The 22,537-nt window shown below is 51.5% G+C and carries 21 protein-coding genes; 2 read left to right on the top strand and 19 right to left on the bottom strand.

What is annotated here, in order from left to right; translation table 11 throughout:
- Positions 1 to 17 precede the first annotated feature (17 nt).
- The 12 genes from RJP21_RS20915 to RJP21_RS20860 form a co-directional block, all read right to left on the bottom strand.
- Complete coding sequence (locus tag RJP21_RS20915) at positions 18 to 935, bottom strand: prenyltransferase (RefSeq protein ID WP_397386251.1); 918 nt, start codon at positions 933 to 935, stop codon at positions 18 to 20.
- 223 nt (positions 936 to 1,158) lie between these two features.
- On the bottom strand, positions 1,159 to 2,019 hold the full coding sequence (ant(6), locus tag RJP21_RS20910) for an aminoglycoside 6-adenylyltransferase (protein ID WP_310861026.1): 861 nt from the start codon (positions 2,017 to 2,019) through the stop codon (positions 1,159 to 1,161).
- 51 nt (positions 2,020 to 2,070) lie between these two features.
- Entirely contained in the window at positions 2,071 to 2,997 is a 927-nt protein-coding gene (locus tag RJP21_RS20905) for an alpha/beta hydrolase family protein (RefSeq protein WP_310861025.1), read from the bottom strand.
- 178 nt (positions 2,998 to 3,175) lie between these two features.
- The gene (locus RJP21_RS20900) at positions 3,176 to 5,848 is read right to left on the bottom strand and encodes a discoidin domain-containing protein (RefSeq protein WP_310861024.1); all 2,673 of its coding nucleotides are present in this window, start codon (positions 5,846 to 5,848) and stop codon (positions 3,176 to 3,178) included.
- A 234-nt stretch (positions 5,849 to 6,082) separates the two neighbouring features.
- Complete coding sequence (locus RJP21_RS20895) at positions 6,083 to 6,265, bottom strand: hypothetical protein (protein ID WP_310861023.1); 183 nt, start codon at positions 6,263 to 6,265, stop codon at positions 6,083 to 6,085.
- Positions 6,266 to 6,490: 225 nt separating this feature from the next.
- Complete coding sequence (locus RJP21_RS20890) at positions 6,491 to 6,766, bottom strand: hypothetical protein (protein ID WP_310861022.1); 276 nt, start codon at positions 6,764 to 6,766, stop codon at positions 6,491 to 6,493.
- 218 nt (positions 6,767 to 6,984) lie between these two features.
- Positions 6,985 to 7,410 carry a VOC family protein gene (locus RJP21_RS20885; RefSeq protein WP_310861021.1) on the bottom strand — a complete coding sequence of 142 codons (426 nt, stop codon included), beginning with the start codon at positions 7,408 to 7,410 and terminating at the stop codon, positions 6,985 to 6,987.
- A 202-nt stretch (positions 7,411 to 7,612) separates the two neighbouring features.
- Positions 7,613 to 8,224, bottom strand: a complete 612-nt coding sequence (locus RJP21_RS20880) for a flavin reductase family protein (protein ID WP_310861149.1) — start codon at positions 8,222 to 8,224, stop codon at positions 7,613 to 7,615.
- Positions 8,224 to 9,174: a ring-cleaving dioxygenase gene (locus RJP21_RS20875; protein WP_310861020.1), complete on the bottom strand. Its 951-nt coding sequence runs from the start codon at positions 9,172 to 9,174 to the stop codon at positions 8,224 to 8,226. Before RJP21_RS20875 ends, RJP21_RS20880 begins: the two co-directional genes overlap by 1 nt.
- Positions 9,175 to 9,457: 283 nt before the next feature.
- Entirely contained in the window at positions 9,458 to 12,709 is a 3,252-nt protein-coding gene (locus RJP21_RS20870) for a family 10 glycosylhydrolase (RefSeq protein WP_310861019.1), read from the bottom strand.
- A 274-nt stretch (positions 12,710 to 12,983) separates the two neighbouring features.
- Positions 12,984 to 13,391: an exosporium protein C gene (locus RJP21_RS20865; protein ID WP_310861018.1), complete on the bottom strand. Its 408-nt coding sequence runs from the start codon at positions 13,389 to 13,391 to the stop codon at positions 12,984 to 12,986.
- Positions 13,392 to 13,558: 167 nt separating this feature from the next.
- Positions 13,559 to 13,753 (bottom strand): YwbE family protein, encoded by a 195-nt coding sequence (locus tag RJP21_RS20860; protein ID WP_310861148.1) that lies wholly within the window; start codon positions 13,751 to 13,753, stop codon positions 13,559 to 13,561.
- Positions 13,754 to 13,922: 169 nt separating this feature from the next.
- On the opposite strand from RJP21_RS20860, the gene RJP21_RS20855 reads away from it, so the two are divergent.
- Positions 13,923 to 14,318, top strand: coding sequence for a YkvA family protein (locus tag RJP21_RS20855; RefSeq protein ID WP_310861017.1), 396 nt, complete (start codon positions 13,923 to 13,925; stop codon positions 14,316 to 14,318).
- 176 nt (positions 14,319 to 14,494) lie between these two features.
- Here the strand turns inward: RJP21_RS20855 and groL are convergent, their stop codons facing one another.
- The 7 genes from groL to RJP21_RS20820 all read right to left on the bottom strand — a co-directional run bounded on the left by groL (position 14,495) and on the right by RJP21_RS20820 (position 19,911).
- Positions 14,495 to 16,123 (bottom strand): chaperonin GroEL, encoded by a 1,629-nt coding sequence (gene groL, locus RJP21_RS20850; protein ID WP_310861016.1) that lies wholly within the window; start codon positions 16,121 to 16,123, stop codon positions 14,495 to 14,497.
- A gap of 59 nt (positions 16,124 to 16,182) precedes the next feature.
- Positions 16,183 to 16,464, bottom strand: a complete 282-nt coding sequence (gene groES / locus RJP21_RS20845) for a co-chaperone GroES (RefSeq protein ID WP_160044316.1) — start codon at positions 16,462 to 16,464, stop codon at positions 16,183 to 16,185.
- A gap of 374 nt (positions 16,465 to 16,838) precedes the next feature.
- On the bottom strand, positions 16,839 to 17,612 hold the full coding sequence (gene tatC, locus RJP21_RS20840; protein WP_310861015.1) for a twin-arginine translocase subunit TatC: 774 nt from the start codon (positions 17,610 to 17,612) through the stop codon (positions 16,839 to 16,841).
- A gap of 89 nt (positions 17,613 to 17,701) precedes the next feature.
- Positions 17,702 to 17,971 carry a twin-arginine translocase TatA/TatE family subunit gene (locus RJP21_RS20835; protein WP_160044330.1) on the bottom strand — a complete coding sequence of 90 codons (270 nt, stop codon included), beginning with the start codon at positions 17,969 to 17,971 and terminating at the stop codon, positions 17,702 to 17,704.
- A gap of 152 nt (positions 17,972 to 18,123) precedes the next feature.
- Positions 18,124 to 18,609 (bottom strand): MogA/MoaB family molybdenum cofactor biosynthesis protein, encoded by a 486-nt coding sequence (locus RJP21_RS20830; RefSeq protein ID WP_036709137.1) that lies wholly within the window; start codon positions 18,607 to 18,609, stop codon positions 18,124 to 18,126.
- 194 nt (positions 18,610 to 18,803) lie between these two features.
- Positions 18,804 to 19,277 (bottom strand): cyclic pyranopterin monophosphate synthase MoaC, encoded by a 474-nt coding sequence (gene moaC / locus RJP21_RS20825; RefSeq protein ID WP_310861014.1) that lies wholly within the window; start codon positions 19,275 to 19,277, stop codon positions 18,804 to 18,806.
- Positions 19,258 to 19,911 (bottom strand): 5-formyltetrahydrofolate cyclo-ligase, encoded by a 654-nt coding sequence (locus tag RJP21_RS20820; RefSeq protein ID WP_310861147.1) that lies wholly within the window; start codon positions 19,909 to 19,911, stop codon positions 19,258 to 19,260. The genes moaC and RJP21_RS20820 overlap by 20 nt, the downstream gene beginning before the upstream one ends.
- Positions 19,912 to 20,306: 395 nt before the next feature.
- On the opposite strand from RJP21_RS20820, the gene RJP21_RS20815 reads away from it, so the two are divergent.
- Positions 20,307 to 22,256 carry an ABC-F family ATP-binding cassette domain-containing protein gene (locus tag RJP21_RS20815; RefSeq protein ID WP_310861013.1) on the top strand — a complete coding sequence of 650 codons (1,950 nt, stop codon included), beginning with the start codon at positions 20,307 to 20,309 and terminating at the stop codon, positions 22,254 to 22,256.
- Positions 22,257 to 22,537 lie beyond the last annotated feature (281 nt).

The following is a 22,537-nucleotide window of genomic DNA, read 5'->3' as shown; positions in this document are numbered from 1 at the left end:
AATAACCGATCTTGTCATCAGATGAGTCCTTGAATCACAAGGCACACGATCATAATCAGGCCGCTTAACTGCGCCGATTTGACGGATGCGCCCATCAAAGGCAAATAAGCATGAGAGCTGTTTTGCGGCTTCAGCTTGCCGTATACCTGGTACAGCGGGATCATGGCCGGCAAAGCCAGCAGCCCGTAAACCGGAAGCGCTCCGGCAAGTACGCTGACGATCAGCATGACGGCGGCAAGGAAAAGAAGATACCTGGAAAACGCCAAAGCCCGCTTCTCGCCCCACACGACGACCAGCGTGCGTTTGCCCGCCTGACGGTCGGCCTGCCAATGCAGGAAATGGTGGTTGAACAAAATCAGCGTCGTCAAAAGTCCGATCGGCAGCGAAAGCAGCAATGCCCTCAGATCCAAATGGGAAGTCTGCACGTAATAGGCCCCCATCACAGGAAGCACGCCGAAGGAAAGCAGGATCGCGATTTCGCTGTACCCTTTTCCCCGGTAACCGAACTTCAGCGGAGGCGCCACGTAAAAGTAGGCGATCAGCCCGCCAAGTGCTCCGAAAACAAACGCCCAGATGCCGGAATAGATCGCCAGCACGATGCCGCAAACGGCCGCCAACGCAAACAACCCCCAAGTGACGGCCGCAAACTTGCGGACGCTCCACACCTGGTTGGTCAAAAACCCGGAGTTGGTCGATACGGCGTCCACCGTTTCTTTCGCTGCGGTATCCGTCCCGCTTTTGTAATCCCACAGGTCGTTGATCATGTTGGAAAACAAATGCGCCGCCGCAGCCCCGACAAGCGTAATCAGGAACAGCCAGACGTTAAACACGCCGTCCCATACGAAAGCGCCAAGCGCCCCGAGTGCAACCGGGATGAGCATGACCGGCACGACGCCGAACCGGGAAGCTTTTCGAAATTGCTTGAGCATGTTCACCGATGCTCCTTTCTTCTAAGGATACCCCTATTCTTTCGGGAATATGGATTCGGCGCAAAAACAAAGCCACCGAACAAATGATATTTTTCACAAACTTTTCCGTAAAAAGCAGCCTCTTTCAGAAAAAGAAGCCGCATGAAATCGTAGAGATTTTTCAATCTCCCTCATCGAAAAAAAGTTGTGTTTTCTTTCTATTTCAGCATAGCACTTTTATCGATCTTTGTCATGGAGTGTTAGATTTTGCATAAATCCGTTCCGTGTAGCCGGTGATGGCCGCGTCATAATCCGGATAGTCGTATCCCAGGCTTGCGGCGACCATTTTGGAATATTTTCGAAACAGCTCATAACAGACCGACAAGGATTGCCACATGCTTGCGTAACCGTGCCCGGCATACGTGGACAGCAGCTTTTCCCAATCTTCCGGCGGAAGATAGCGGTCGATGAATTTATAGTTTTTGCCCACGCTAAAAGAGAAGCCCTTCTCTGTCCCGATCTGCCAGGACATCATGCGCAGCAAATTGGGCCGGGCAATCTCGTTCAAATGGTCGATGGCAAACAGTATTTCTTTTCGGGCCAGTCCCTTGACGACGTACGTGGATACCATCCAAAATTCGTTGCAGCAATCGTCGAACTCCCTGGCGGTCGGCTTTTGGATCCAATACTGCCGGTCGCTCGCAGAAACGTCATGTTTGACGAGACCGTCCTTATCCAGCAATACTTCAACCAAACCGTCGCCGCTCTCAAAATAATTATCGGTTTCGTCCACCGGGATCAGCGTCAGATCCAATTTAAGCCCATCCTCAAAAAGAATGATGTACGAAAACCAATTGCCGAGTTCGGGCGGAAAAAGCTCCATATCTTCCGGCTTTTGCATCATCAGGCGTTCCCCGAAGACGTTCATCCACTCATCGCTTGCTTTAAACGAATCCATATCCGTCACAAAATACGAAATATCGAAATCCTGAAACTCATCCCGAGGGATGTTGGCGTTGGTTCGCGACCCTTCCAGCGTCACCATTCGGATCCGGGGATCATTGACGGCGAAGTCGACGAGCAAATCCATAAATTGCTGCTCGTTTCTCATGTGACGTGCTACCTCCATTGGATACACATTATATGATTCCTTCGATAAGCTTTATATTGAAAAAATCCAGTCTGAAATATCGCTTATGACTTGCTTATCGACATGCTGTGCAACGTTGTACTCTTTTTTGGCTTTAAGAATGTCTCCATAAACAGCAGGCATAAACAAATGATTTAAGTTCGCATATCGTTTAAACGTTACATTGGGTTTATCGCCCAACAAGTTTTTATAACCATTAAAGTCTTTTTCTACGGATACCTGAAAGTCTTTATCCCCTTGCAAAATCAGTATGGGTTTATTCAGTACTTTGAGATAATCCGTAGATGGATGTTCACCCATTTCTTTAAAGTAGTATGCCCGGGAATGCTTCCCGAAGATTACGGTTGATTTTGCTTCCTCATCGCTAAGGTTATAGATGTTCTGAAACCTGGACGATAATTTTGCGATTTGTTTCTTTGCAATCATTTTCAAAAACTTATTCAACGAGTTTAAAACAAGATGATTCTGATCCATTATAATTTCTTCCAGTTTACGCGGTGAACCGCCCAGAATAATGAATCCGGCAAAATTTCCTCCTTCCGCGTCAATCCGAGGCGCCAGCATTCCTCCTAAACTATGGCCTAAAATAAAAATTTTGCTTGAATCAATACGTGCATCTTTCCGCAAGAAATCAGCCGCAAGAATGGCATCTTCCATGGTTTCTTCTTTTACCGTTAACCCGGTGTCGTTTTTCATTTCCTTGCCATATACGAATGTTCTCTTATCGTAACGCAGCACTGCGATTCCTTTTTCCGACAAGCCCTCGGCAATATCTTTAAAAGGATAATTATTTCCGATTTTTTCGTCCATATTGCTTGGGCCGGAGCCTTGAACCAAAACGACCGCGGGAAACAAGCGGTGATTTTCATTAGGAAGGGTCAATATTCCATGGAGGGGGTATTTTGTTTCAGCGCCGATCACTATTTTTTCATCAGCCATTGGGTATGCTCCTTTTTATACGTTTAACCTATTCTACTTTTGATTCGACGTTGCGTTTTCGTATTCCTTGCAATCCAGGCAAAGAGTCCATCCCAGAACGAGTTATCTTAGTGTGAACGAAAAAGAAAGCTACAGATACCGAGTAACGGCATCCATAGCTTTGCTTACAAAACCGAAGCTATTGCTTGATATTGTCCAGCGCTTTTTTCCCCAGACGTTCCAGCAGCTGCTGTTTGTACAAGCTTTCCACCTTCACGTGTTTCCCGAGGCTTTCCCAGTAACCTTCGCTGCGCGGTCGCGGATCGTAATCGCTTGGCACGAGACCGGGCACCTTTGGCCCCACATGTCCGATCGCGTAGTTTTGCGCCGTCGGCGGCTGCTGCGAAGTGAGTTCGTTTTCGGTATTCCAGGAGACGTAGTTGGCCCCGGCCCAGCCATGGCCGCTGCCCAACCAGCCGCGGTCGCGGATCGAAATCGGCGCATCGATGTTGTCGAACAGGCCGCCGACCGACCAGCGGTGATGTGGTTCGCTCGTGTTGTAGTTTTTAACCGCCTTGCCGTCCAGGAATACGTTCGGCCCCTGTACCCGGCTGTCCACGACAAACGCATGCCGCGCCGTCTCGGTATAAATCCGCTGCGCAAAATTCAGCTGCCCCATCTGATGGATCACATAACGGCGGCCGCCGGTAATGATGCTGACCATGTCGTACATTTTGCTGTCCTGCACCGTAATCCATTTGGAGTTGCGGCTCATCTGAACAAGCGAATACGACAGATGGTAACCTGTCACGTCGCGCACCCAGCCGTTTTTGACGCTGTTGAAAACAACAAAACGTTCCGCGTGTTTTTCATCGGCATAATACGGGTCCGTAGTGTCATTGTCCATGACCGTATCCATGATGCTTGGATCGAAATCGCTGTCCGCGCGCATATTCTCCACGCCGACCTGCTCGATCCGGGCGCTGTCGGTGTATTTGAACATTTGCCCGCCGCCCCATTTTTGTTCGATGGCATTGGCGATAGGCGCATCCACCGTGATAGCGTTGCCGTTGATCGCCGTGATGACGCGGTCAAAATCGAGATTAAACGGCGACCACTGGGTTACCGTGCCGCCCGGACGGTTGTAAATGTAATCCATGCCGATTTCATGTATCCAGTTTTTGTCCCCGACCCGACGCACCACGACCGTATCTCCGACCTTATAGCCGCTGGCATCATCAACGCGGAAGGTCCGTGAACCGGATGGCACGTACAGATCGGTAATCGTTCTCATCGAGCCGTTGTCGATGCTGAGACCGGTATTTTCCCCGATTTCGATCAGGTTGCGCGGATTCGCGCCCGTGCCATAGATGAGCGTCCCTTTGTCATCCTGTCCTTCACCCCGAAGCACGACGCCGCTCGCATTAATTTTTAGCGTGCCGCCGACCTCGTATTTCCCTTTTTTGAGCAAAACCGCTCCCCGGAAACCGTCCTTGCCGACCGGCAATCGGGACACCTCGTCGATGGCTGCCTGAATGCGGGCCGTGTCGTCCCCGTCCCCCGGCTTGACCGTCGCTTTGACCTTGACGTCCGGGATTTTCACGCCGCCGCCCATGTAGCCGACGTTCGAGAAATCGAGGATCTGATTGCCCCGGTAATCGCTCACGTACACCAGTTTGCCGTCATCGCCAAGAAATGCGATTTGGCTCTGGTCTTTTGGAATGCTCTTTTTATCCCATACCGTAAAGTAGAAGGAGTCGTACACCGGCGGTTTGCCTGCTTGCTCCATCGTCAGCCGGATTTCATACTGGCCTTTCTGATCCGCGGTCCCCTCCGGCGTCCACTGTTTGGCTTCCCCTTTCGCCACGGCAACCGGGTCCAGCTTGGCAATGACCTTGCCGCCGTAAATCAGCTCGCCGCTCAGCGTGCCGGCCACGTTGGAGACGGTCGACACGGAAGGATAAACATCCTTCGGCTCAATCAGAGCCGGCTGGCCGATTTCGCTTTGGATATGTTGGTGGATCAGCTTGGAGTTCATCACGTATTTTTCATCCAAAAACACGTTCGGATCGTCGACCACGATCCAAAAATCGTTTGTTTTCAGCTCCTTCGTCGTCTGCACCACGCCGTGAACAAGCGCCGCTCCGACCTGGTTGGCCGTAAACGCTCCCGAAGGATCGATGCTCACATCCTGCGTCGTGGCTGCAAACGTCTTGGCGTAAGGCGTCAGATCCACTTCTTGACCGGAATCGAGCTCGCCCTTCAGGACAAGCATGCCTTTCTCGCCTTTATTCAAGCGAATCTCGGCATTGTTCGGGTACTCCTTTCCGCTTGCGTCCGTGAAATAAATCCTTTTCAAGCCGGCGGGAGCCGGCGCTTCCGTGCTGTTATACACCTCAAGCTCGGATAGCTGTACATTTAAATCTTTGCTCAAATTAAGATTAATCTTGATATATCTTGCTGTTACATCGTCGAACATCGCTGCCTCCGTAGCGGTCAAATCTTTATTTTTGCTGTAAGCTTGATTCCAGCTGCCGTTGTCGTCGGAGTAGAGGATTTCATAATCTTTCAAATTATCCGCCCGGTTGAGATGCATCATGACTTTGTTGAAGGTTTCCTTGGCGCCGAGATCGATCGAAATCCAGACGTTCATATCGTCCCCGCGGTCCGCGGCCAGCGGCTGCCAGACGGTCGAAGGATCGCCGTCCACGGCGTTGCTTGCTTTGCCGGAGCTGGCCTGCGCGCTTTTGCCAAGTGCCAGGTTGGTGCCTGAACCGGCGGCCGCCGACGCTTTCTCCTTCCCGCCGGACATGGCCGGAAGCATCAGCAGCAGGACCAGGAAACCGAAACCAAGCTTTTTCATCGAGCCCATCAATAAAATCCCACCTCTCTTAAATGAGGATTTTGCAAAAGTGTACCGAAGTTCTCCGCAAAATCCTATATTTGAAATCGCTTACATTTTAACTTGCACAGATATGAAAGGACATGTCTTTTTTATCGGTGGGCTTGTGTTTTGTTAAGGAAAATAGCCTTATGCTGCTCGATGCCAAGCATGAATTCTCCCCTATTATCAAAATAATGCAATCTCACATTTCGAATCGGTTCATTAAACCTGAGCGGATAAGGGCCACTTCACTTCCATCTTCCAATCGCTGGCAGGTTTCCCGCTTGGCAAAAGCAGTTTAAAGTCGGTGTGGGATTTGATTTTGCTAACATCGGCCGGTTCCTCGACTTCCGAAGCCGTACCGAATGAGACAGCCATGGCCAGCATGAGGTTCAATATCAACATGTTTCGTCCCTTCGTAAACAATGAATTATATTGACGCCAATTTATGCGATTCTCCGGCAGGCTTTGCCTCTGTTCCTGAGCCCTGGCGGTTTACTTTAAAATCGTCCGTTCCTTCAAAAGGATAACTTCCCACATATAAGATTCTAAGAATGGAACTGGTTTATTCGCCGTGCAGCAGCTCCGCGGGTCATGTGAACTTCCGGGTAGGTCCTCCCGAAAACTTCATCACGGGGAACCCTTTTCTACGCTTACGGTTTTGGTCCTGGCAGGATCGTACACATCCTTGTCGGCATAAGGGCTTTCCAAAACGGCTTTGATGTGATCCCCGACCCGGTATCCCTCTACGTTTTTTACTTTTACTTCAAAGCCGCTTACGTGGAGGACGTTCTTTTCGGCATCGACGCTTTCGATCCTGCCCTCGACTTGGAAACGGTTAGGATGGCTGCAGCCGACTGCCAGCACAACGAACAGGATCAACGAAACCAACCATTTGGCCTTCATGGACTTTCGTTCCCTTCCCTAAAAAAGCTTTTGAATATAAGACAGTTCAGACCAAAAAAGGTTGCAGGCATTTGTGCGTTTCCCACCTCGATTATGATCGGACAATGCAAAGACATCCCTTGCTCCAAAAGTAAAGTTTTAACCGGATCCTTAGCGAGATCCTTATAAAAAAGGTCCAATCGAAAAAAGGACCGGCTGGGCCGGCCCTCTTCATGTTTTTATCCTTCGGATGCTTCCCCGCTAAGCTGCCAGGTAATGCCGAATTTGTCGCGAACCATGCCATAGGACGGGCTCCAGAACGTTTCCTGCAGCTCCATGTGAACTTGTCCGCCGTCGGAAAGTGCGTTATAAATCGATCTCAAGCGCTCCAAATCCTTCGTCATGAGGGCAATGGTCAATTGATCGCCTTGCTTGTAAGGATTCCCCGGAAACGTGTCGGAAAACAGAAGCATCTGGCCGTCGAATTCGAGTGCCGCATGCAGGACGCGGTCTTTCGCTTCATCCGGCATCGGATGGCCAAGGTCCGGCTTATCGCCAAAACGTTGGACCCCCAAGTTGTTTGCTCCCAGCACCTTTTCATAAAATGCCACCGCTTCGGCGCAGTTTCCATCCAATACGATATACGGCGCGACTTTCAAGCTCATGTAACTTGTCCTCCCTTATCATGATTCGTTTTTAGTACAAGTTTCCTTTTTCAGTATAACCTGTTTTTTGAACGCAGATAAGGCGAACAAACAAGCATTTCAAAAAATAACGGGTTCTTTCGGTCTTTCAGTCTTTCGGTGTGGACTTTTGCCTGCGTTTTCTTAGGCCGACCCCCGTAAGCCGAAACGCCCCCCCTTCAATTTAATTCGGCCGCTCCAAGGAAAAAGTTTCTCCCAGTTTGGCGTAATGGCTGCCGGCCAGCCGGCTGACCGGCTTTAGCGCCTCCGCCAGAATGCGGCCTTGATCCAGCAAGGACTCATCGATATGAAAGCGGACGACGCGCCCGATCAGCAAATCCGCCGCCGGGGAATCCGGCGTCCCTCCCAGCGGTATCGCCTGTTCAAGGACGCATTCCATGCGTATTTTCGCTTCGGCAATGCCCGGAACGCGCACGTTGTCGCTCGGAACAGGCGTCAGCCCGGCATGCTCCAGCTCACTTTCATCCGGCGGCAGGCTGGCCGCAGTTATGTTCAGCTTTTCTACCGAAAGTTCGTCCCCGATATGCACGACAAACTCGCCTTCCCGTACCGCATTTCTGGACGTATCTTTCCGCGAGCCTTGTTTTCGCTGAACCGACACGGAAATCATGGGCGGATCCGCCGTCACAATGTTGAAATAACTGAACGGCGCTGCATTGATTTTCCCGTTTTCGGCCAGTGTAGTTACCCAAGCGACCGGTCTCGGGATGATGCTTCCGGTCAGCAGCTTGTAATTGTCGCGTTCGCTTTGGTTCAGCGGATCGATGGACTTCATCATCGGCGCGGCACCTCCGGCTCCCGGACTTCAAACGGCGTCAGCTTGGCTTCGATTTCTTCCCGGCGCGGTTCGAACCATTCGGGCAGCATCAGCTTTTCTCCCAAACGGGCAGGTTCTTCATCGCGCGCAAAGCCCGGCGGATCGGTCGCGATTTCAAACTGGATGCCGCCTTCCTCGCGAAAATAAAGGGCGTGAAAATATTGGCGGTCGACGATCGGCGTCGTCTGAAAGCCATGCTCCAGCATATGCTCTCTCCATAATGCATGCTCACGGTCATCCTTCGCGCGCCAGGCGATATGATGCACCGTTCCTGCTCCGCCTGTTCCCCGCTCCACCGGGTTCGCGACAACATCGACGGTGTTGCCAAGCTCCCCAAACGATCTGAACCGGATGTATGCTCCCTCCTGGCCGATTCTTTCCAGGCCCATCACCTGCTGAAGCAGGTGGGCCGTCCGCCCGGGCTCCATGCTGTACAATACCGCGCCGCCAAAACCTTTAATCGCCCGCTCCGCAGGAATGCCGCCGAAGCTCCACGTGCTTAATGGACCTGCTTCCCGTTCCACGATTTCAAGCTGCAGACCGTCCCCGTCGCGGAAGGCAAGATACGTCTCCGAAAATCTCGACGTTTTTTCGAACGGGATGTCAAAAGCCGCCAATCTGTTTTCCCAAAAAGCAAGCGCCCCCTTATGAACCGCAAACGTCGTTACTCCGACCTGACCGCCGCCCACGCGTCCTTGACGCGATCTAGGCCACGGAAAAAACGTGATGATCGTGCCCGGGGTTCCTTGTTCGTCTCCCAAATACAGGTGGTACACCTCCGGCGCATCAAAGTTGACCGTTTGTTTCACCAAACGAAGCCCAAGTACGCCTGCGTAAAAATCGACCGTTTTCTGCGGATCCCTTACAAATGCGGTAATGTGGTGAATGCCTGCGGTTTTCATGTTCATTATTCTCAGCTCCTCTAATGTTTAATATTCTTAATATCGAGATATATTGGTGTATATGTCCTTCTGCAGTATTTAATCCAAATCATTTATCTTAATGTAAAGATATTACAAATTAAGTTAGCTGTCAATAGGTGAACCCGCAAAGAATAAAAAATATGGGTCATTGTACTTCGCCAATTTACGTCATAAAAAAATCGGCCGGAGCTTATTGATGCTCCCGCCGATTTCACGGATCCATTATTTGCGAATTCCCGGGCAACGCCCGTTCCCGGATTCATCCGCCTTATTTCACGTGGCCGGAGACCGTGTTGCTCAGCCCGCTTTCATTGTGCAATCTGCTTACCGCCGAGACGGCATAGGTGTACTCCTGACCCGGTACGGCGCTGTAATCCGTAAATGTTTGTTTCACTCCGTCCACTCTTCGAACGGTCGCGATCAGCTGCGAGGTATCGTTCGGATTGATGGAACCTTTGCCGCTGATGCGGTATACCGCGTAATAAGCCGGTTTCTGTTTCTCATTGTCCTTCCAATCGACTTCAATCGTACCTTTCTTTCCTTTGACATTGAGCAGCTTCGGTGCAGCCGGCGTTTCGTCCGGCAGCCACGGCATGACGGGAACCAGCGCGGGACGCGAATACATCGATGCGATCTCGTCCCTGACCCCCAGTGGATTGCGAAGCACATCCGATGTGCTGAATAGAATATTGCCCGATACATTTAGGCCCTGGTCGTTATTGTATCTCAGTTGGGCAGGAAGCTGGTCGGGATTCATCCAGTTGCTTTCGCCCACACGATAAGCCGCCTGGCCGATATATAGCTGAACAGGATGTTTGCCGGAGTTGTCGTTTTGTCCGTTGATTTCTTTGGTCCACCAATCGATCAACTTCTCGTAGGCTGCCGCCGGGTTGCCGAAATGCCAATAAATTTGCGGCGCCAGGTAATCCACCCAGCCGTTTTTCATCCATGTTCTCGTGTCGGCATACAGATCATCGTAATTTTGCAGGCCGTTTGTTTCCGATCCGGTCGGGTCCGTCGCTTTGTTGCGCCAGATGCCGAACGGGCTGATGCCGAATTTGACGTAAGGCTTGGTGCTCTTGATGGTCGCATTCAATCCTTCGACGATGGCGTTGACGTTGTCTCTGCGCCAATCGCCCAATGACTTGGTGCCTCCGCCTGCTTTATAGTCGTTGTACTGCTTGGCGTCGTCAAAAGGCTCGCTTCCCGGATACGGATAGAAGTAATCGTCCATATGGATGCCGTCGACGTCGTATTTTTGGACGATTTCTTTGACTCCGTTAATGATGTATTGCTGAGCCTCCGGAATCGCGGGGTTAAAGTACATTTTACCGCCGTTTTTAACGACCCAGTCCGGATGCACGCGCGCCGGATGGTTCGCCGCGAGCAAATCGGGATTGTCATGCATGCTGATCCGGTACGGATTGATCCACGCATGGAATTCGAGATTCCGTTTATGCGCTTCTTCGATCATAAATTTGAGCGGATCGTACCCGTCGCTCGGGGCTTTGCCCTGTTCCCCCGTCAACCAATGCGACCATGGGAAATAATCGGACGGGAAAAAGGAGTCGCTTGTCGGTCTAACCTGCACGAACACCGCGTTAATCCCCGTATTTTTCAATTCGTCCAGCAGCTTCACGAAATCCTTTCTTTGCTGCGCGGGATCAAACACGTTTTTCGTCGGCCAGTCGATGTTCTCTACCGTCGAAATCCATGCGCCGCGCAGTTCCCGTTTCGGGTGTGCGGCCGGATTCGTCACGACAAGGAGCTGCTGCGCCTTTTTGCCTTCCACTTCGGCCGTAATCGTTGTCGTTCCCGGCGCCTTGGCGGTGATTTGGCCTGTCGCCGGATCGATGGCCGCTACCTTTTCATTCGTGCTGCCAAATGTGATGCCTGTTGTAATTTCCTTTTTGCCTTCGACCTTGTAGTCACCGTACACTTTCGCTGCAGGCGCCTTTTCGCCGATAATTACGGAAAATACGTTTCCGATTTCGATGCTTTTCAGTTCTCCGGCTTTCACCTGAACCTTATAGCTTGCTTCATGTCCTTCATATTTGGCCGTCACTGTCGTTTCACCTACCTGTAATGCCCGAATCTGCCGCCCCGCGATCTCAGCGATGCCGCTGCCGGGCTCGATTTCAAACACGGCTTCCGCCGACACGTCGACCGGCTCTCCTCCGCCATAGACGGCAAAAGCCTTCAAGTTGGCGGTTTCGGTCAGAACGAGCGATAGCGGTCCCTCAATCAAAAGCCGGTCCGGCACGACCGGATTCTGGGATACGGCCAGCCGGTATACGGCGCGGTATTTATTTTGATATGTGGCTGTCAGATCGGTTTCCCCGGCAGCAAGCGCATGAATCAGACCATTTGCGTCCACCGTCGCCACCGACTCGTCACTGCTTGCGAACGTGACGCTGCCGCTTTCCGCAGGCTTCGGATCAACGTCACCTTTTCGGGTGACCAGAACGCCGGCTTGCGCTGTATCTCCGATCTTCAGCGGTTTGACCCCTGACCATTCAACACCAAATATATTGGTGTTCTCATAAACGACGCTGACTTGGTCGACATAAAGCGTGCCTGCGCTTTTTGTGCCGGTCTCCACCAAATAAATATAGTTGAGTTTCAGCGGCTCGGACCCATCGGGCACATCGGCAGCTACATACCGCCAGCCGTTCAACACATCGCTGCTGTTGGTAAAATCAAGCGTAAACTGCTTGCCCAAGCTGTCCTGCACCTGTCCGCGGATCCAGTGCTGCTTATCTTCGCCATACACCCAAAAGCCGATTTTTTTCGGCTTGCCTGGAAGATCGCGGCCGTCTTTTCCGTCGGGATTTTTAAATCGTATGTAAGCCGCGGATGTTCCGTCATTATTGGTAAAATCGTATTTCAGCCTGCCTGCCGAAAGGCCGTATTTGACGGGGAAAGGACGCTGAACCTGGTCGAGCACCGCGGAATTCGCCCTCACGGAAGTGACCCTCACGTCATCGATGTTTTCAAAATCTTCAAATACCCTGGACCATTCGGTGCCCGCAGCCGCCATCGCCGCCGGAGCCACGACATTCACTTCAACTTCCGCGGTCAGACCGTTGTACACCGCTTCGATGACGCCGGAAGCCGACTGATCCCCTGCCGTCAGCGTCGCGCCGTTCAACGTTCCGATTCCGGGCGTGCTTTCCGATTTAATGCTCCAACCGACCTCCGACTGCGGAACATCGACTTCGCTTTGGTCCGTGCCATACCCCTTCGCTGTGAGGGTAAGCGACGTATTCGCCTCAAGCGTGATCGGGTTTGGCGAAATTTCCAGACGTGCCGCTTCTACGTTTTTTGCGTCAACTGTTTGTCCCTCCACGCCGGCTTCCCCGGTGTTATTCGCTTCGATGGCCGGGTTTCCGTTAGTATCCTCCTCTGCCGATGCGCCGTAAATGGAAACGGGCACACATGTTATGAATGCGCTTACAATTAAACTTATTATGAGCATGCCGCGAAGACTTCTGCCCAACCAAGCTCCCTGGTGGTTCATCCCTGCTTTTTCTCCTCCCATAAATAAAGTTTTCTTGCGAGACCACAGCGCCGGAATCTTACGGACTATTCGACCTCCTTTCATTGTGAAAATATGTTTTAATTATATAATGCATCATAAAATTTTACTACAAAAATTTAATTTACCATTTTTCGCGTTTTTTCGGAAAACCATGCCGATGATATAGCAAAAAAAGCGCATAAAAGCCGCCCCATAGCGGCGATAACGCTGCTTAGGGCGGCCTTTAAAAGGTGCATTTGCATTCAGGATTGGATTACGTCGTAATAAAACCGCTGAATACGATCGGTCCGATGACCGTTGCGCTCGTGCCCGGCGTCAAGTTTTCGATGGATAACGTGTAATCGTGAACGCCTGGAGTTACGTTTGCATCGGTGAACTGAACCGGAATGGAGTAGTACTTCTCAAAATTGGCTTCAAAGCCCTGGCGTGAGTAGTAAATGACATTGTTGTCCCGAAAGATTCGAAGCAGGACGCTTCCGGTTCCCGCGTCACCGCGGATGCCAACCAGCCCTTTCAAATCGACGAAATTCGGAACGCCGGGGACGGTTAATCTGAACGAGGCAATCCCCACTCCCGCGGGAGTAATCGGAATCGGAATGGCCGCCCCGTCCGTAACCGGCGTCGGCACGCTTGCGTTATAAGCGATTAATTGCTGTGCCATTGTTTCTATCAACTCCTTCTTGAAAGATAGTTCATTCTATGTCGGAGTGATAGAATCGGTATGGACAAGATCACCGCTGCATTTATATCATTTTTTGATAGAGTCCGGATTCATCGATATAAATGCTGAGTGTTTAAACGGTCTCTCCGTCATCGGAGAATTGTTTCTTAAACCTGCTGTTTCAAAATGACCTGCACACGCCCCACCGTGCCGTCGGTCAGCCTTACTTTGATGCCTCTCGGATGATTGGGCGAGTTGGTCAGCAATCTTTGAACGATGCCTTGCGTGCGCTTGCCGGTGCGTTGGTCTTCTTTTTTCACGATTTCTACCGTCATTCCCGGTTGGATGTTGGCCCGGATCATATGTGGTTCCACGAATATCACTGCCTTTTTCTGTCTAATCTAACATGCATAACATTCCCTTTTATCATATCACAAATGCAGCCGCAGTTACGGCTCTCGATAAACACTGGTGGACAAAGAAAAAGAAGTTTCATTAATGATAAGAAATGACCATGAAGGAGAAATTGATATGAATCCGTCGATCCTGCAACAACTCAAAAACTACGCCAAAACGATAAAACAAAACATATACGTGCTTTATTTGTCTTACAAAGATGCCCGAGTGCCTTGGTATGCCAAAGCGTTTGCCGTTTGCGTCGTCGCTTACGCTTTCAGTCCGATTGACCTGATTCCGGATTTCATCCCGATTTTAGGGTATCTCGATGATTTGGTTATCGTTCCCCTCGGCATCACGCTGGCGTTACGCTTGATCCCACCCCATATCATTGAAGAAAACAGGGAAAAGGCTGAAGAAATGAGGAAAAACGGAAAGCCTAAACATTACGCTGCCGCAATTTTGTTTGTATTGGTATGGATCCTGCTGGCCGTTTGGACAGGCATCCTTATCGTCGGTTTGCTTCAGTAATTTTTTATCAAAAGAATTCTGCTTTTCAAAGATTCATACGTTATTCTTTGAAAGGCTCAAATCGCTTATTCAGTATCCCGATGACAAAAAAACGTTTACAGACCTTAAAAAATGAGAAAAGGCTCCCTTTCGGGAGCCTTTAAAACACTGATATTACAGGCTTTTGGGGCCTTTTATTACATCATGCCGCCCATTCCGCCCATGCCGCCCATGTCAGGAGCAGCTGGTGCAGCTGGTTCAGGCTTATCAGCGATAACCGCTTCAGTAGTCAAGAACATAGCCGCTACGGAAGCTGCGTTTTGCAGAGCGGAACGCGTTACTTTCGCAGGGTCGACGATACCGGCTTCGAACATGTTTACCCACTCGTCGGTAGCGGCGTTGTAACCTACGCCCACTTTTTCGTTTTTCAGGCGTTCCACGATGACGGAACCTTCTTGGCCGGCGTTAGCGGCGATCGTGCGGATTGGCTCTTCCAGAGCGCGGAGCACGATGTTCACGCCGGTTTTTTCGTCGCCGGAAACTTCAACGGCAGCAACAGCGTTGTATACGTTCACGAGAGCCGTACCGCCACCGGAAACGATACCTTCTTCAACCGCAGCGCGGGTTGCGTTCAGGGCGTCTTCGATGCGCAGTTTGCGCTCTTTCAATTCGGTTTCGGTTGCAGCGCCGACTTTGATGACCGCTACGCCGCCAGCCAATTTAGCCAGACGTTCTTGCAGTTTTTCTTTGTCGAACTCGGAAGTCGTTTCTTCCAGCTGCGCACGGATTTGGTTCACGCGAGCCGTGATGTCGGCTTTGTCGCCGCTTCCGTCCACGATCGTCGTGTTTTCTTTCGTTACGCGCACTTGACGTGCGTTACCCAGCTGCTCGATCGAAGCGCTCTTCAGGTCGAGACCGAGTTTTTCGGTGATCACTTGGCCGCCGGTCAGGGCAGCGATATCCTGCAGCATCGCTTCGCGACGGTCGCCGAAGCCAGGAGCTTTTACGGCAACGGCGTTGAACGTTCCGCGCAGTTTGTTCAGGACGAGCATCGCTTGAGCTTCGCCTTCGATGTCTTCGGCGATGATGACAAGCGGTCTGCCTTGTTGAACGATTTTTTCAAGCAACGGCAAAATTTCTTGGGTCGTGGAGATCTTTTTGTCCGTGATCAGGATGTATGGATTGTCCAGAACGGCTTCCATTTTGTCCGTGTCGGTGATCATGTATGGAGATACATAACCGCGGTCGAACTGCATGCCTTCCACGACTTCCATTTCCGTGTTGAATCCGCGGGATTCTTCGACGGTGATAACGCCGTCGTTGCCCACTTTTTCCATTGCTTCGGCGATCAGTTGGCCTACTTCTTCGTCGGCAGCGGAGATTGCGGCGACTTGGGCGATTTTTTGGTTGTCGTTAACAGGAGTTGCAATGTTTTTCAGTTCGGCTACAGCCGCTTTGACCGCTTTGTCGATACCTTTGCGAACGACCATTGGGTTAGCGCCTGCCGTTACGTTTTTCAGGCCTTCGCGGATCATCGCTTGAGCCAGAACCGTTGCAGTCGTTGTACCGTCACCGGCAACGTCGTTTGTTTTGGTAGCTACTTCTTTAACGAGCTGAGCGCCCATGTTTTCAAAAGCGTCTTCCAGTTCGATTTCTTTTGCGATCGTCACGCCGTCATTGGTGATGAGCGGGCTTCCGAATTTTTTCTCGAGAACGACGTTGCGGCCTTTAGGTCCAAGCGTCACTTTTACGGCATTCGCCAAAGCGTCTACCCCACGCAGCATCGCGCGGCGCGCGTCTTCACTGAAACGGATATCTTTTGCCATGTTGATAAAAACCTCCCACAAATATATTGTTGTATTTCGTTAATGCTATGTTCAGGCCGTTAGCCTACGATTGCATGAATGTCGCTTTCTTTCATAATCAGATATTCTTTACCTTCGTATTTGATTTCTGTTCCGGCATATTTGGAGAACAGGACGCGGTCGCCTTCTTTTACTTCCAAAGGAACGCGAACTCCGTCTTTAACTGCTCCGCCGCCAACAGCGATAATTTTGCCTTCTTGCGGCTTTTCTTTTGCAGCGTCCGGAAGGACAATCCCGAATGAAGTCGTTTCCTCTTGTGCGATCGGTTCTACCAATACGCGGTCACCTAAAGGTTTGATCATGAAAAATAGCCTCCTTGTTAATATGTTGTGTTTCTGTAACGGCGTTGTTGTCGGTATGTATTAGCACTCGACAGGGTCTAGTGCTAACAACCACTTTTATGATACTCAACTTGAGCTCAGATTTCAAGTCCTCTGGATTCATTTTTCAAAGAAATCCGCACTTTTTCAAACGGCTGCCGCCAGGCTTGTCCTTGACGGGTCCGAGCGCCTTTCGCCCATACTCCATCATTCTATCCACCCCATTTGAAAATATGCCTGCAAAACGAAAGCGCCGTTCCGAAAATTTCAGGTCTGTTTCCAAAGATTCCGGCAACAAAAAAAGAGCCTGCTTCCCCCGTCGGAGAAGAACGCCCTTTCTGTTTCAAAAGTTATGATTATTCCGAATCTTCCGCCTGCTTGTACCGCGCTTCGATCGCCTCGTCGGCCGCAAGCTGCTTCCGGTACACCACCGACGACAAATACACGCTGAACTCGTACAGCAGGAGCAGCGGAATCGTCACCAGAAAATCCGAGATGAAGTCCGGCGGCGTAATGACCACGGCGATGAACACCAGCGCAAAATAAGACACCTTCCGCATCTTCCGCAGCCTCCGCGGATTCAAAATCCTCAGCTTGGTCAAAAACATGACGATAAGCGGCAGCTCAAAGAGCAGCGCAATCGGCACGACCAGGGTAAACATGAAATTGAAATATTGGGAAATGCCGTACGTTTCGGTTAATCCCATGTTTTTGGTGATTGTCGTCGTAAAGCCCAGCGCCATCGGGAACACCACGTAATATCCAAAGGCGATGCCGAGCAGGAACAATATAAACACGTACGGAACGTACCGCAGCGCCGCTTTGCGCTCGATCTCCCGAAGCCCCGGGCTGACAAACGCCCACACCTGGTAGGCTGTAAACGGGATGGTCAGGACAAGCGCGACGACCATGGCGATTTTCATGTACATGCCGATGCCGTCCCAAAATGCAAACGCATGAAGCTGAAAATCCTTCGCCGAGTCCACGCTGATCAAATATTTGTAGATGGGATTGGCGCAGACAAGGCCGATGACAAGGCCAAGCAGCAGAACCGCCAAAATGTATATGATCCGCCTGCGCAGCTCCCCGAGATGTTCGACAATCGACATTTCCACCTGTTTATCAGACATACGGTCACCGTCCTCTCTTCTTAGCGCCTGCGGACAAAACAAAATCCCTCCCCGGATGGAAGGGATTCCAAAGTCCTCTTTCCTAAAACCTATTCGGGAAGACGTTTGTTGTCTGCTGTGCTTTGGGAAGTTACGGTTGCATCGGCTTGCGCCTCGCTAGAAGCGGCAGCCAGCGGTTTGGCTTGTTCGTTTTTGCGGGAAGATTCGTCATCCTCGGCAATGATATCGCGGGCACCGTCCTTGAATTCCCGGAAGGTGCGTCCTACCGCGCGTCCGAGCTCGGGAAGCTTGTTCGGCCCGAACAACAGCAAGGCCAAAATCACCAGCAATATAATTCCAGGTACGCCAATACTGCTCAGCATATCGAAATTCTCCTCTCTGTCCTATATCCATAAAGCTAACAACGTCAAAATTGGACATAATTTTGCCACAAAGACATCATACCATAACTCAAATCGCAACAATATCAAATAAGTGTGAACAATTTTGGAATAGAGCGCCCGGCCCCGGCTTACTGCCGGAATTGCCCCGTCACCATCAGCAGCGCCTCCGGAAGCTGGTCCATAATCGCCGCCAGGTTTTCGTGCACGCCTTTCGGCGTTCCCGGCAAGTTGACGATCAGCGTCCGGCCGCGGATGCCGACAATACCTCTGAACAACATCGCCGCGCGGTTTTTCTGCATGACGGTCGCTCTCATCGCTTCCGCCATCCCCGGCACTTCACGTTCGATGACCCTTCTTGTCGCTTCCGGGGTGACGTCTCTGATCGCCAGCTCCGTCCCTCCGGTCGTCAGTACCAAATCCGCCTGAAAATAATCCGTGAGTTCAATGAGCGATGCGATAATCTCATCCTGTTCGTCAGGGACGATGCGGTACTCCACAATCTCCCCGCCGAGTTCCTCCTCCACCAGCTCCCGGATGACCTGGGCGCTTGTATCTTCACGCTCACCTCTTGATCCTTTGTCGCTTGCCGTCAAGATCGCTGTTTTCCACACCATAAGATCACCCCTCCTCCTGCTCATCTATTATGTTTCTAAAATTCGCACAAAAATAGGCTTTGGCATTGCAGCCCGTTCAGGTATTTTGCGGGGACCCCAAAAGTGAATATTCCATAACCCCGGAGCTTGCCGGCGGCGGCCCGGTTCATCGAACAACGTTCCGGCATTGGACGGGTCAGGGGCCGCCGAACTTCCTAAGGTTCGAGCTTATAATCGCCGCTTTTCCCGCCGGTTTTGGATTTCAGCTGCGTCGGCCCGATCACCATATCCTTTTGCAGCGCCTTGCACATATCGTAGACGGTCAAGGCCGCGGCGGATACCGCCGTCAGGGCTTCCATTTCGACGCCGGTCTTCCCGGTCGTTTTGACGGTTCCTTCTATATATAATTCATCGATGCCGTTGTCGGAAAAATGGATATCGATGCCCGTCAGCGGCAGCGGATGGCACATCGGTATCCAGTCGGACGTTTTTTTGGCGGCCATCACGCCGGCGACGGAAGCGACCGCAAGCACGTCGCCTTTGCCGATTTTGCCTTCCTTGATCCGGGCAAGCGTCTCCGGCGCCATCTTCACCGCGGTTTGCGCAACCGCCGTTCTGCTCGTAACCTCCTTGTCCGAAACATCGACCATTTTGGCTCTGCCCTGTTCGTTAAAATGCGTCAGTTCCATCTTCAGCCTCCCCGTTCATTTCATGTACGCCTTGTTCCGTGATTAGAACCTGAAGACGCGCATCCGTTCGTTCCATCGGAACCCGTTCGACCACCTGCTCGCCAAACCCGATGCCGGCCCATTTTGGCCGCTTGCTCCATTTGCCGCCTTTCGCCGAAAAGCGTTCATGCAGCCGATCATAATAACCGCCCCCGTAACCCAGTCTTCCGCCATGCATGTCAAAAGCCAATCCCGGCATAATGACCGCCCCGGGCACGAAGGCATCCGGTTCAGCCGGAGAATGCAGAGGATCGGGCTCCATGATGCCGTAGGCCCCGGACTGCAGCTCGTCCCAGCGCTTCAGCCGATGGAGCGTCATGGAACGGTTTTCCTGAAAGCATCGCGGCACGTAGACCTCAATGCCTGCCCGCCATGCCTCCTCGACAAGCGGTCTCGTATCCAGCTCGCTGCGGAAAGGCACGTAAATGAGCATGCTTCGGATCTGCTCTTTCATCAGCCAAGCGGCGGCATGGATGCAGGCCTGTGCCGACATGCTTCGATGCCGATCCTGCGGAATGCCGCCGCGAATCCCGGACATACGTGAGCGGAGCCGGGTCTTCTGCTGCCCCATCGCGCCGTTTTCCCCGTTCACCACGTCCAACAGCCGCCTTCCTTTTATCCTATTTTTCAGTTGTTTGCAATTGCATTTCAATTTTCAGTGCCGCAAAATGCTCAACCTGTGCCGTCGCCATCCGCGTAAAATCGCACACCGCTTTCGATCAGCCTCCGGCATCCGGTTCAACCGTTTGATCCATTTTGCGTTCATTTTGCTCTTAGTTTACCACTGTTGCTCCATTTTCGCCAAGGTAACCCCGAAGTCCTTCCCCCATGTCGCGAATTCTTCATATTTCATGTAAACTGTTTATTATATGAAGCAATTCGAAAAAAACGCCCGCGGACGCAATGCATTCAAAGCAGATCGCGTTCAAGGCGGGAGCAACATCCAAGCAAACAAGCAATAGATCGCATATAGACGGAGGTTTACAGCTTATGCTGCTTCAAGCAAGTGGAATCAAAAAATTGTACGGCGTGGAGCCCGTACTCGATGGAATCAATTTGCAGATTCAGGAAAGGGATCGCGTGGGGCTGGTCGGCGTCAACGGCGCCGGCAAATCGACGCTGCTTCAAATCCTTGCCGGCGAAATGTCCTATGACGGGGGACAAATTTTCAAAGCGAAGGAAACAACCATCGGTTATCTTGCCCAAAACAGCGGACTGCAATCGGACCGCAACATTTGGGAAGAAATGATGAACGTGTTCGCCCATTTGACCGAAACGGAAAAAGAGCTCCGGCTCATGGAAGAACAGATTGCCGATCCTGCCCTGATGGAACAACCGAAAAAATATCAGGAGCTTCTTGATCGTTATGCTGCGCGATCCGACTGGTTCAAGGACCATGGCGGGTACGAAATGGAAACGCGCATCCGGTCCGTATTGCACGGCATGGGTTTCGGAGGTTTTGCGCCGGACACCAAAATCTCGACCTTGAGCGGCGGGCAAAAAACGCGTCTTGCGCTTGCGCGGATCCTGCTTCAGGCGCCGGACCTGCTCATGCTGGACGAACCGACCAACCATCTGGACATCGCCACGCTGACGTGGCTCGAGGATTATTTGCGCTCCTATTCCGGCGCTTTGCTCGTCGTATCGCATGACCGTTATTTCCTCGACCGGCTTGTGACGTCCATCGTGGAAATCGAACGGCATCAATCGAAGCGTTACACCGGCAACTACAGCCGTTATATCGATTTGAAGGCGGCCGAATACGAATCGGCCATGAAGCAATACGAGAAGCAGCAGGATGAAATCGCGCGCATGGAGGAGTTTATTCAAAAAAACATCGTCCGGGCATCGACCACCAAACGGGCCCAGAGCCGGCGAAAAGCGCTCGAAAAAATAGAGCGGCTGGACAAACCGCTCGGCGATTTGAAAAAAGCCAGCTTTTCCTTCGACGTCGAATATATGTCGGGCAAAGACGTGCTTCAGGTCAAAGACCTTGCCGTCTCCTTTACGCCGCCGCATCGTCTCTTCGAGAACGTCTCGTTCGATCTGCACCGCGGTGAAACCGTCGCGTTGATCGGCCCGAACGGCATCGGCAAATCGACGCTGCTCAAATGCCTGACCGGAAGCGAACGCCCGGCGGCGGGCACGATCCAGTGGGGAACCAAAGTGAAAATCGGTTATTACGACCAGGAACAGACAAACCTGAACCCGTCCAATACGGTGCTTGAGGAGCTTTGGAGCCACTATCCGCATATGGAGGAAGCCCGCATCCGGACCGTACTCGGCAACTTTCTCTTCAGCGGCGAGGACGTCCTGAAAAAAGTCGCTTCGCTCAGCGGCGGCGAAAAAGCGCGGGTTGCGCTGGCCAAGCTGATGCTGCTCGAAGCCAACATGCTTATCCTCGACGAACCGACAAACCATTTGGATCTGTTCAGCAAAGAGGTGCTGGAGTCGGCCCTCATCGATTACGAAGGCACGCTGCTGTTCATTTCGCACGACCGGTATTTCCTGAACAAGATGGCCGAACGGATCATCGAGCTGCACCCGCAAGGGGTGGAACATTTCCTGGGGAATTATGACGATTATACAGCCAAAAAGCAGGAACTTGAGGAATTGTCCCAAGAGGCGCTGGAAGCTGCAGGCCCCCGGACGCAAAAACAGGAGAATGCTGCCGAACCCGAAGCCAAATCCGGCGTCCATTCGTTCGAAGCCGACAAGCAGGCCAAACGCGAGGAACGGAACCGGCAGCGCAAAATCGCGGCGCTCGAGGAACGGATCCAGCAGCTTGAATCCGAAATTTCGGGGCTGGAGGCCGAGATGACGAAACCCGAGGTGTACCAGGATTACATCGCGCTCCAAAAACACCAGCAGGATCAAGAGGCCAAGAAAAAAGAGCTGGATGAAGCTTTTGCCGAATGGGAGATGCTTGCCGCCGAATAACATGCAGGACTAACGGTTCAGGACTTCGAGATCAACAAAAAGAAATTTGTCAAATTCACAAAACTTTTTTATTTTGGCACCCATCCTCTTATACACATGCTTATCCACATAAAAAGTGCATAACTTTGTTTAAAAAATGGCCCTTGGGGCCATTTTTTATTGATTAAATTCATCCTCCTGATCAAATATCCACTTTTATCCACCAATTTGTCCACATTATCCACAGGTTTTCCATGCTACAATTGAAAATCCTATCCACGTTTTCAAAACGCTTTTAAATC

This window comes from Paenibacillus sp. VCA1 (assembly GCF_031583795.1).
In the GTDB taxonomy this organism is placed as follows: domain Bacteria; phylum Bacillota; class Bacilli; order Paenibacillales; family Paenibacillaceae; genus Paenibacillus_AQ; species Paenibacillus_AQ albilobatus.
This window is presented reverse-complemented; position numbering and strand designations above follow the sequence as displayed.

Coding starts and splice junctions, on each gene's coding strand:
- RJP21_RS20905 (WP_310861025.1), bottom strand. CDS start 2,997: ATGGCTGATGAAAAAATAGTGATCGGCGCTGAAACAAAATACCCCCTC.
- RJP21_RS20900 (WP_310861024.1), bottom strand. CDS start 5,848: ATGGGCTCGATGAAAAAGCTTGGTTTCGGTTTCCTGGTCCTGCTGCTG.
- RJP21_RS20895 (WP_310861023.1), bottom strand. CDS start 6,265: ATGTTGATATTGAACCTCATGCTGGCCATGGCTGTCTCATTCGGTACG.
- RJP21_RS20890 (WP_310861022.1), bottom strand. CDS start 6,766: ATGAAGGCCAAATGGTTGGTTTCGTTGATCCTGTTCGTTGTGCTGGCA.
- RJP21_RS20885 (WP_310861021.1), bottom strand. CDS start 7,410: ATGAGCTTGAAAGTCGCGCCGTATATCGTATTGGATGGAAACTGCGCC.
- RJP21_RS20880 (WP_310861149.1), bottom strand. CDS start 8,224: ATGAAGTCCATCGATCCGCTGAACCAAAGCGAACGCGACAATTACAAG.
- RJP21_RS20875 (WP_310861020.1), bottom strand. CDS start 9,174: ATGAACATGAAAACCGCAGGCATTCACCACATTACCGCATTTGTAAGG.
- RJP21_RS20870 (WP_310861019.1), bottom strand. CDS start 12,709: ATGAACCACCAGGGAGCTTGGTTGGGCAGAAGTCTTCGCGGCATGCTC.
- RJP21_RS20865 (WP_310861018.1), bottom strand. CDS start 13,391: ATGGCACAGCAATTAATCGCTTATAACGCAAGCGTGCCGACGCCGGTT.
- RJP21_RS20860 (WP_310861148.1), bottom strand. CDS start 13,753: ATGATCCGGGCCAACATCCAACCGGGAATGACGGTAGAAATCGTGAAA.
- RJP21_RS20855 (WP_310861017.1), top strand. CDS start 13,923: ATGAATCCGTCGATCCTGCAACAACTCAAAAACTACGCCAAAACGATA.
- groL (WP_310861016.1), bottom strand. CDS start 16,123: ATGGCAAAAGATATCCGTTTCAGTGAAGACGCGCGCCGCGCGATGCTG.
- groES (WP_160044316.1), bottom strand. CDS start 16,464: ATGATCAAACCTTTAGGTGACCGCGTATTGGTAGAACCGATCGCACAA.
- tatC (WP_310861015.1), bottom strand. CDS start 17,612: ATGTCTGATAAACAGGTGGAAATGTCGATTGTCGAACATCTCGGGGAG.
- RJP21_RS20830 (WP_036709137.1), bottom strand. CDS start 18,609: ATGGTGTGGAAAACAGCGATCTTGACGGCAAGCGACAAAGGATCAAGA.
- moaC (WP_310861014.1), bottom strand. CDS start 19,277: ATGGAACTGACGCATTTTAACGAACAGGGCAGAGCCAAAATGGTCGAT.
- RJP21_RS20815 (WP_310861013.1), top strand. CDS start 20,307: ATGCTGCTTCAAGCAAGTGGAATCAAAAAATTGTACGGCGTGGAGCCC.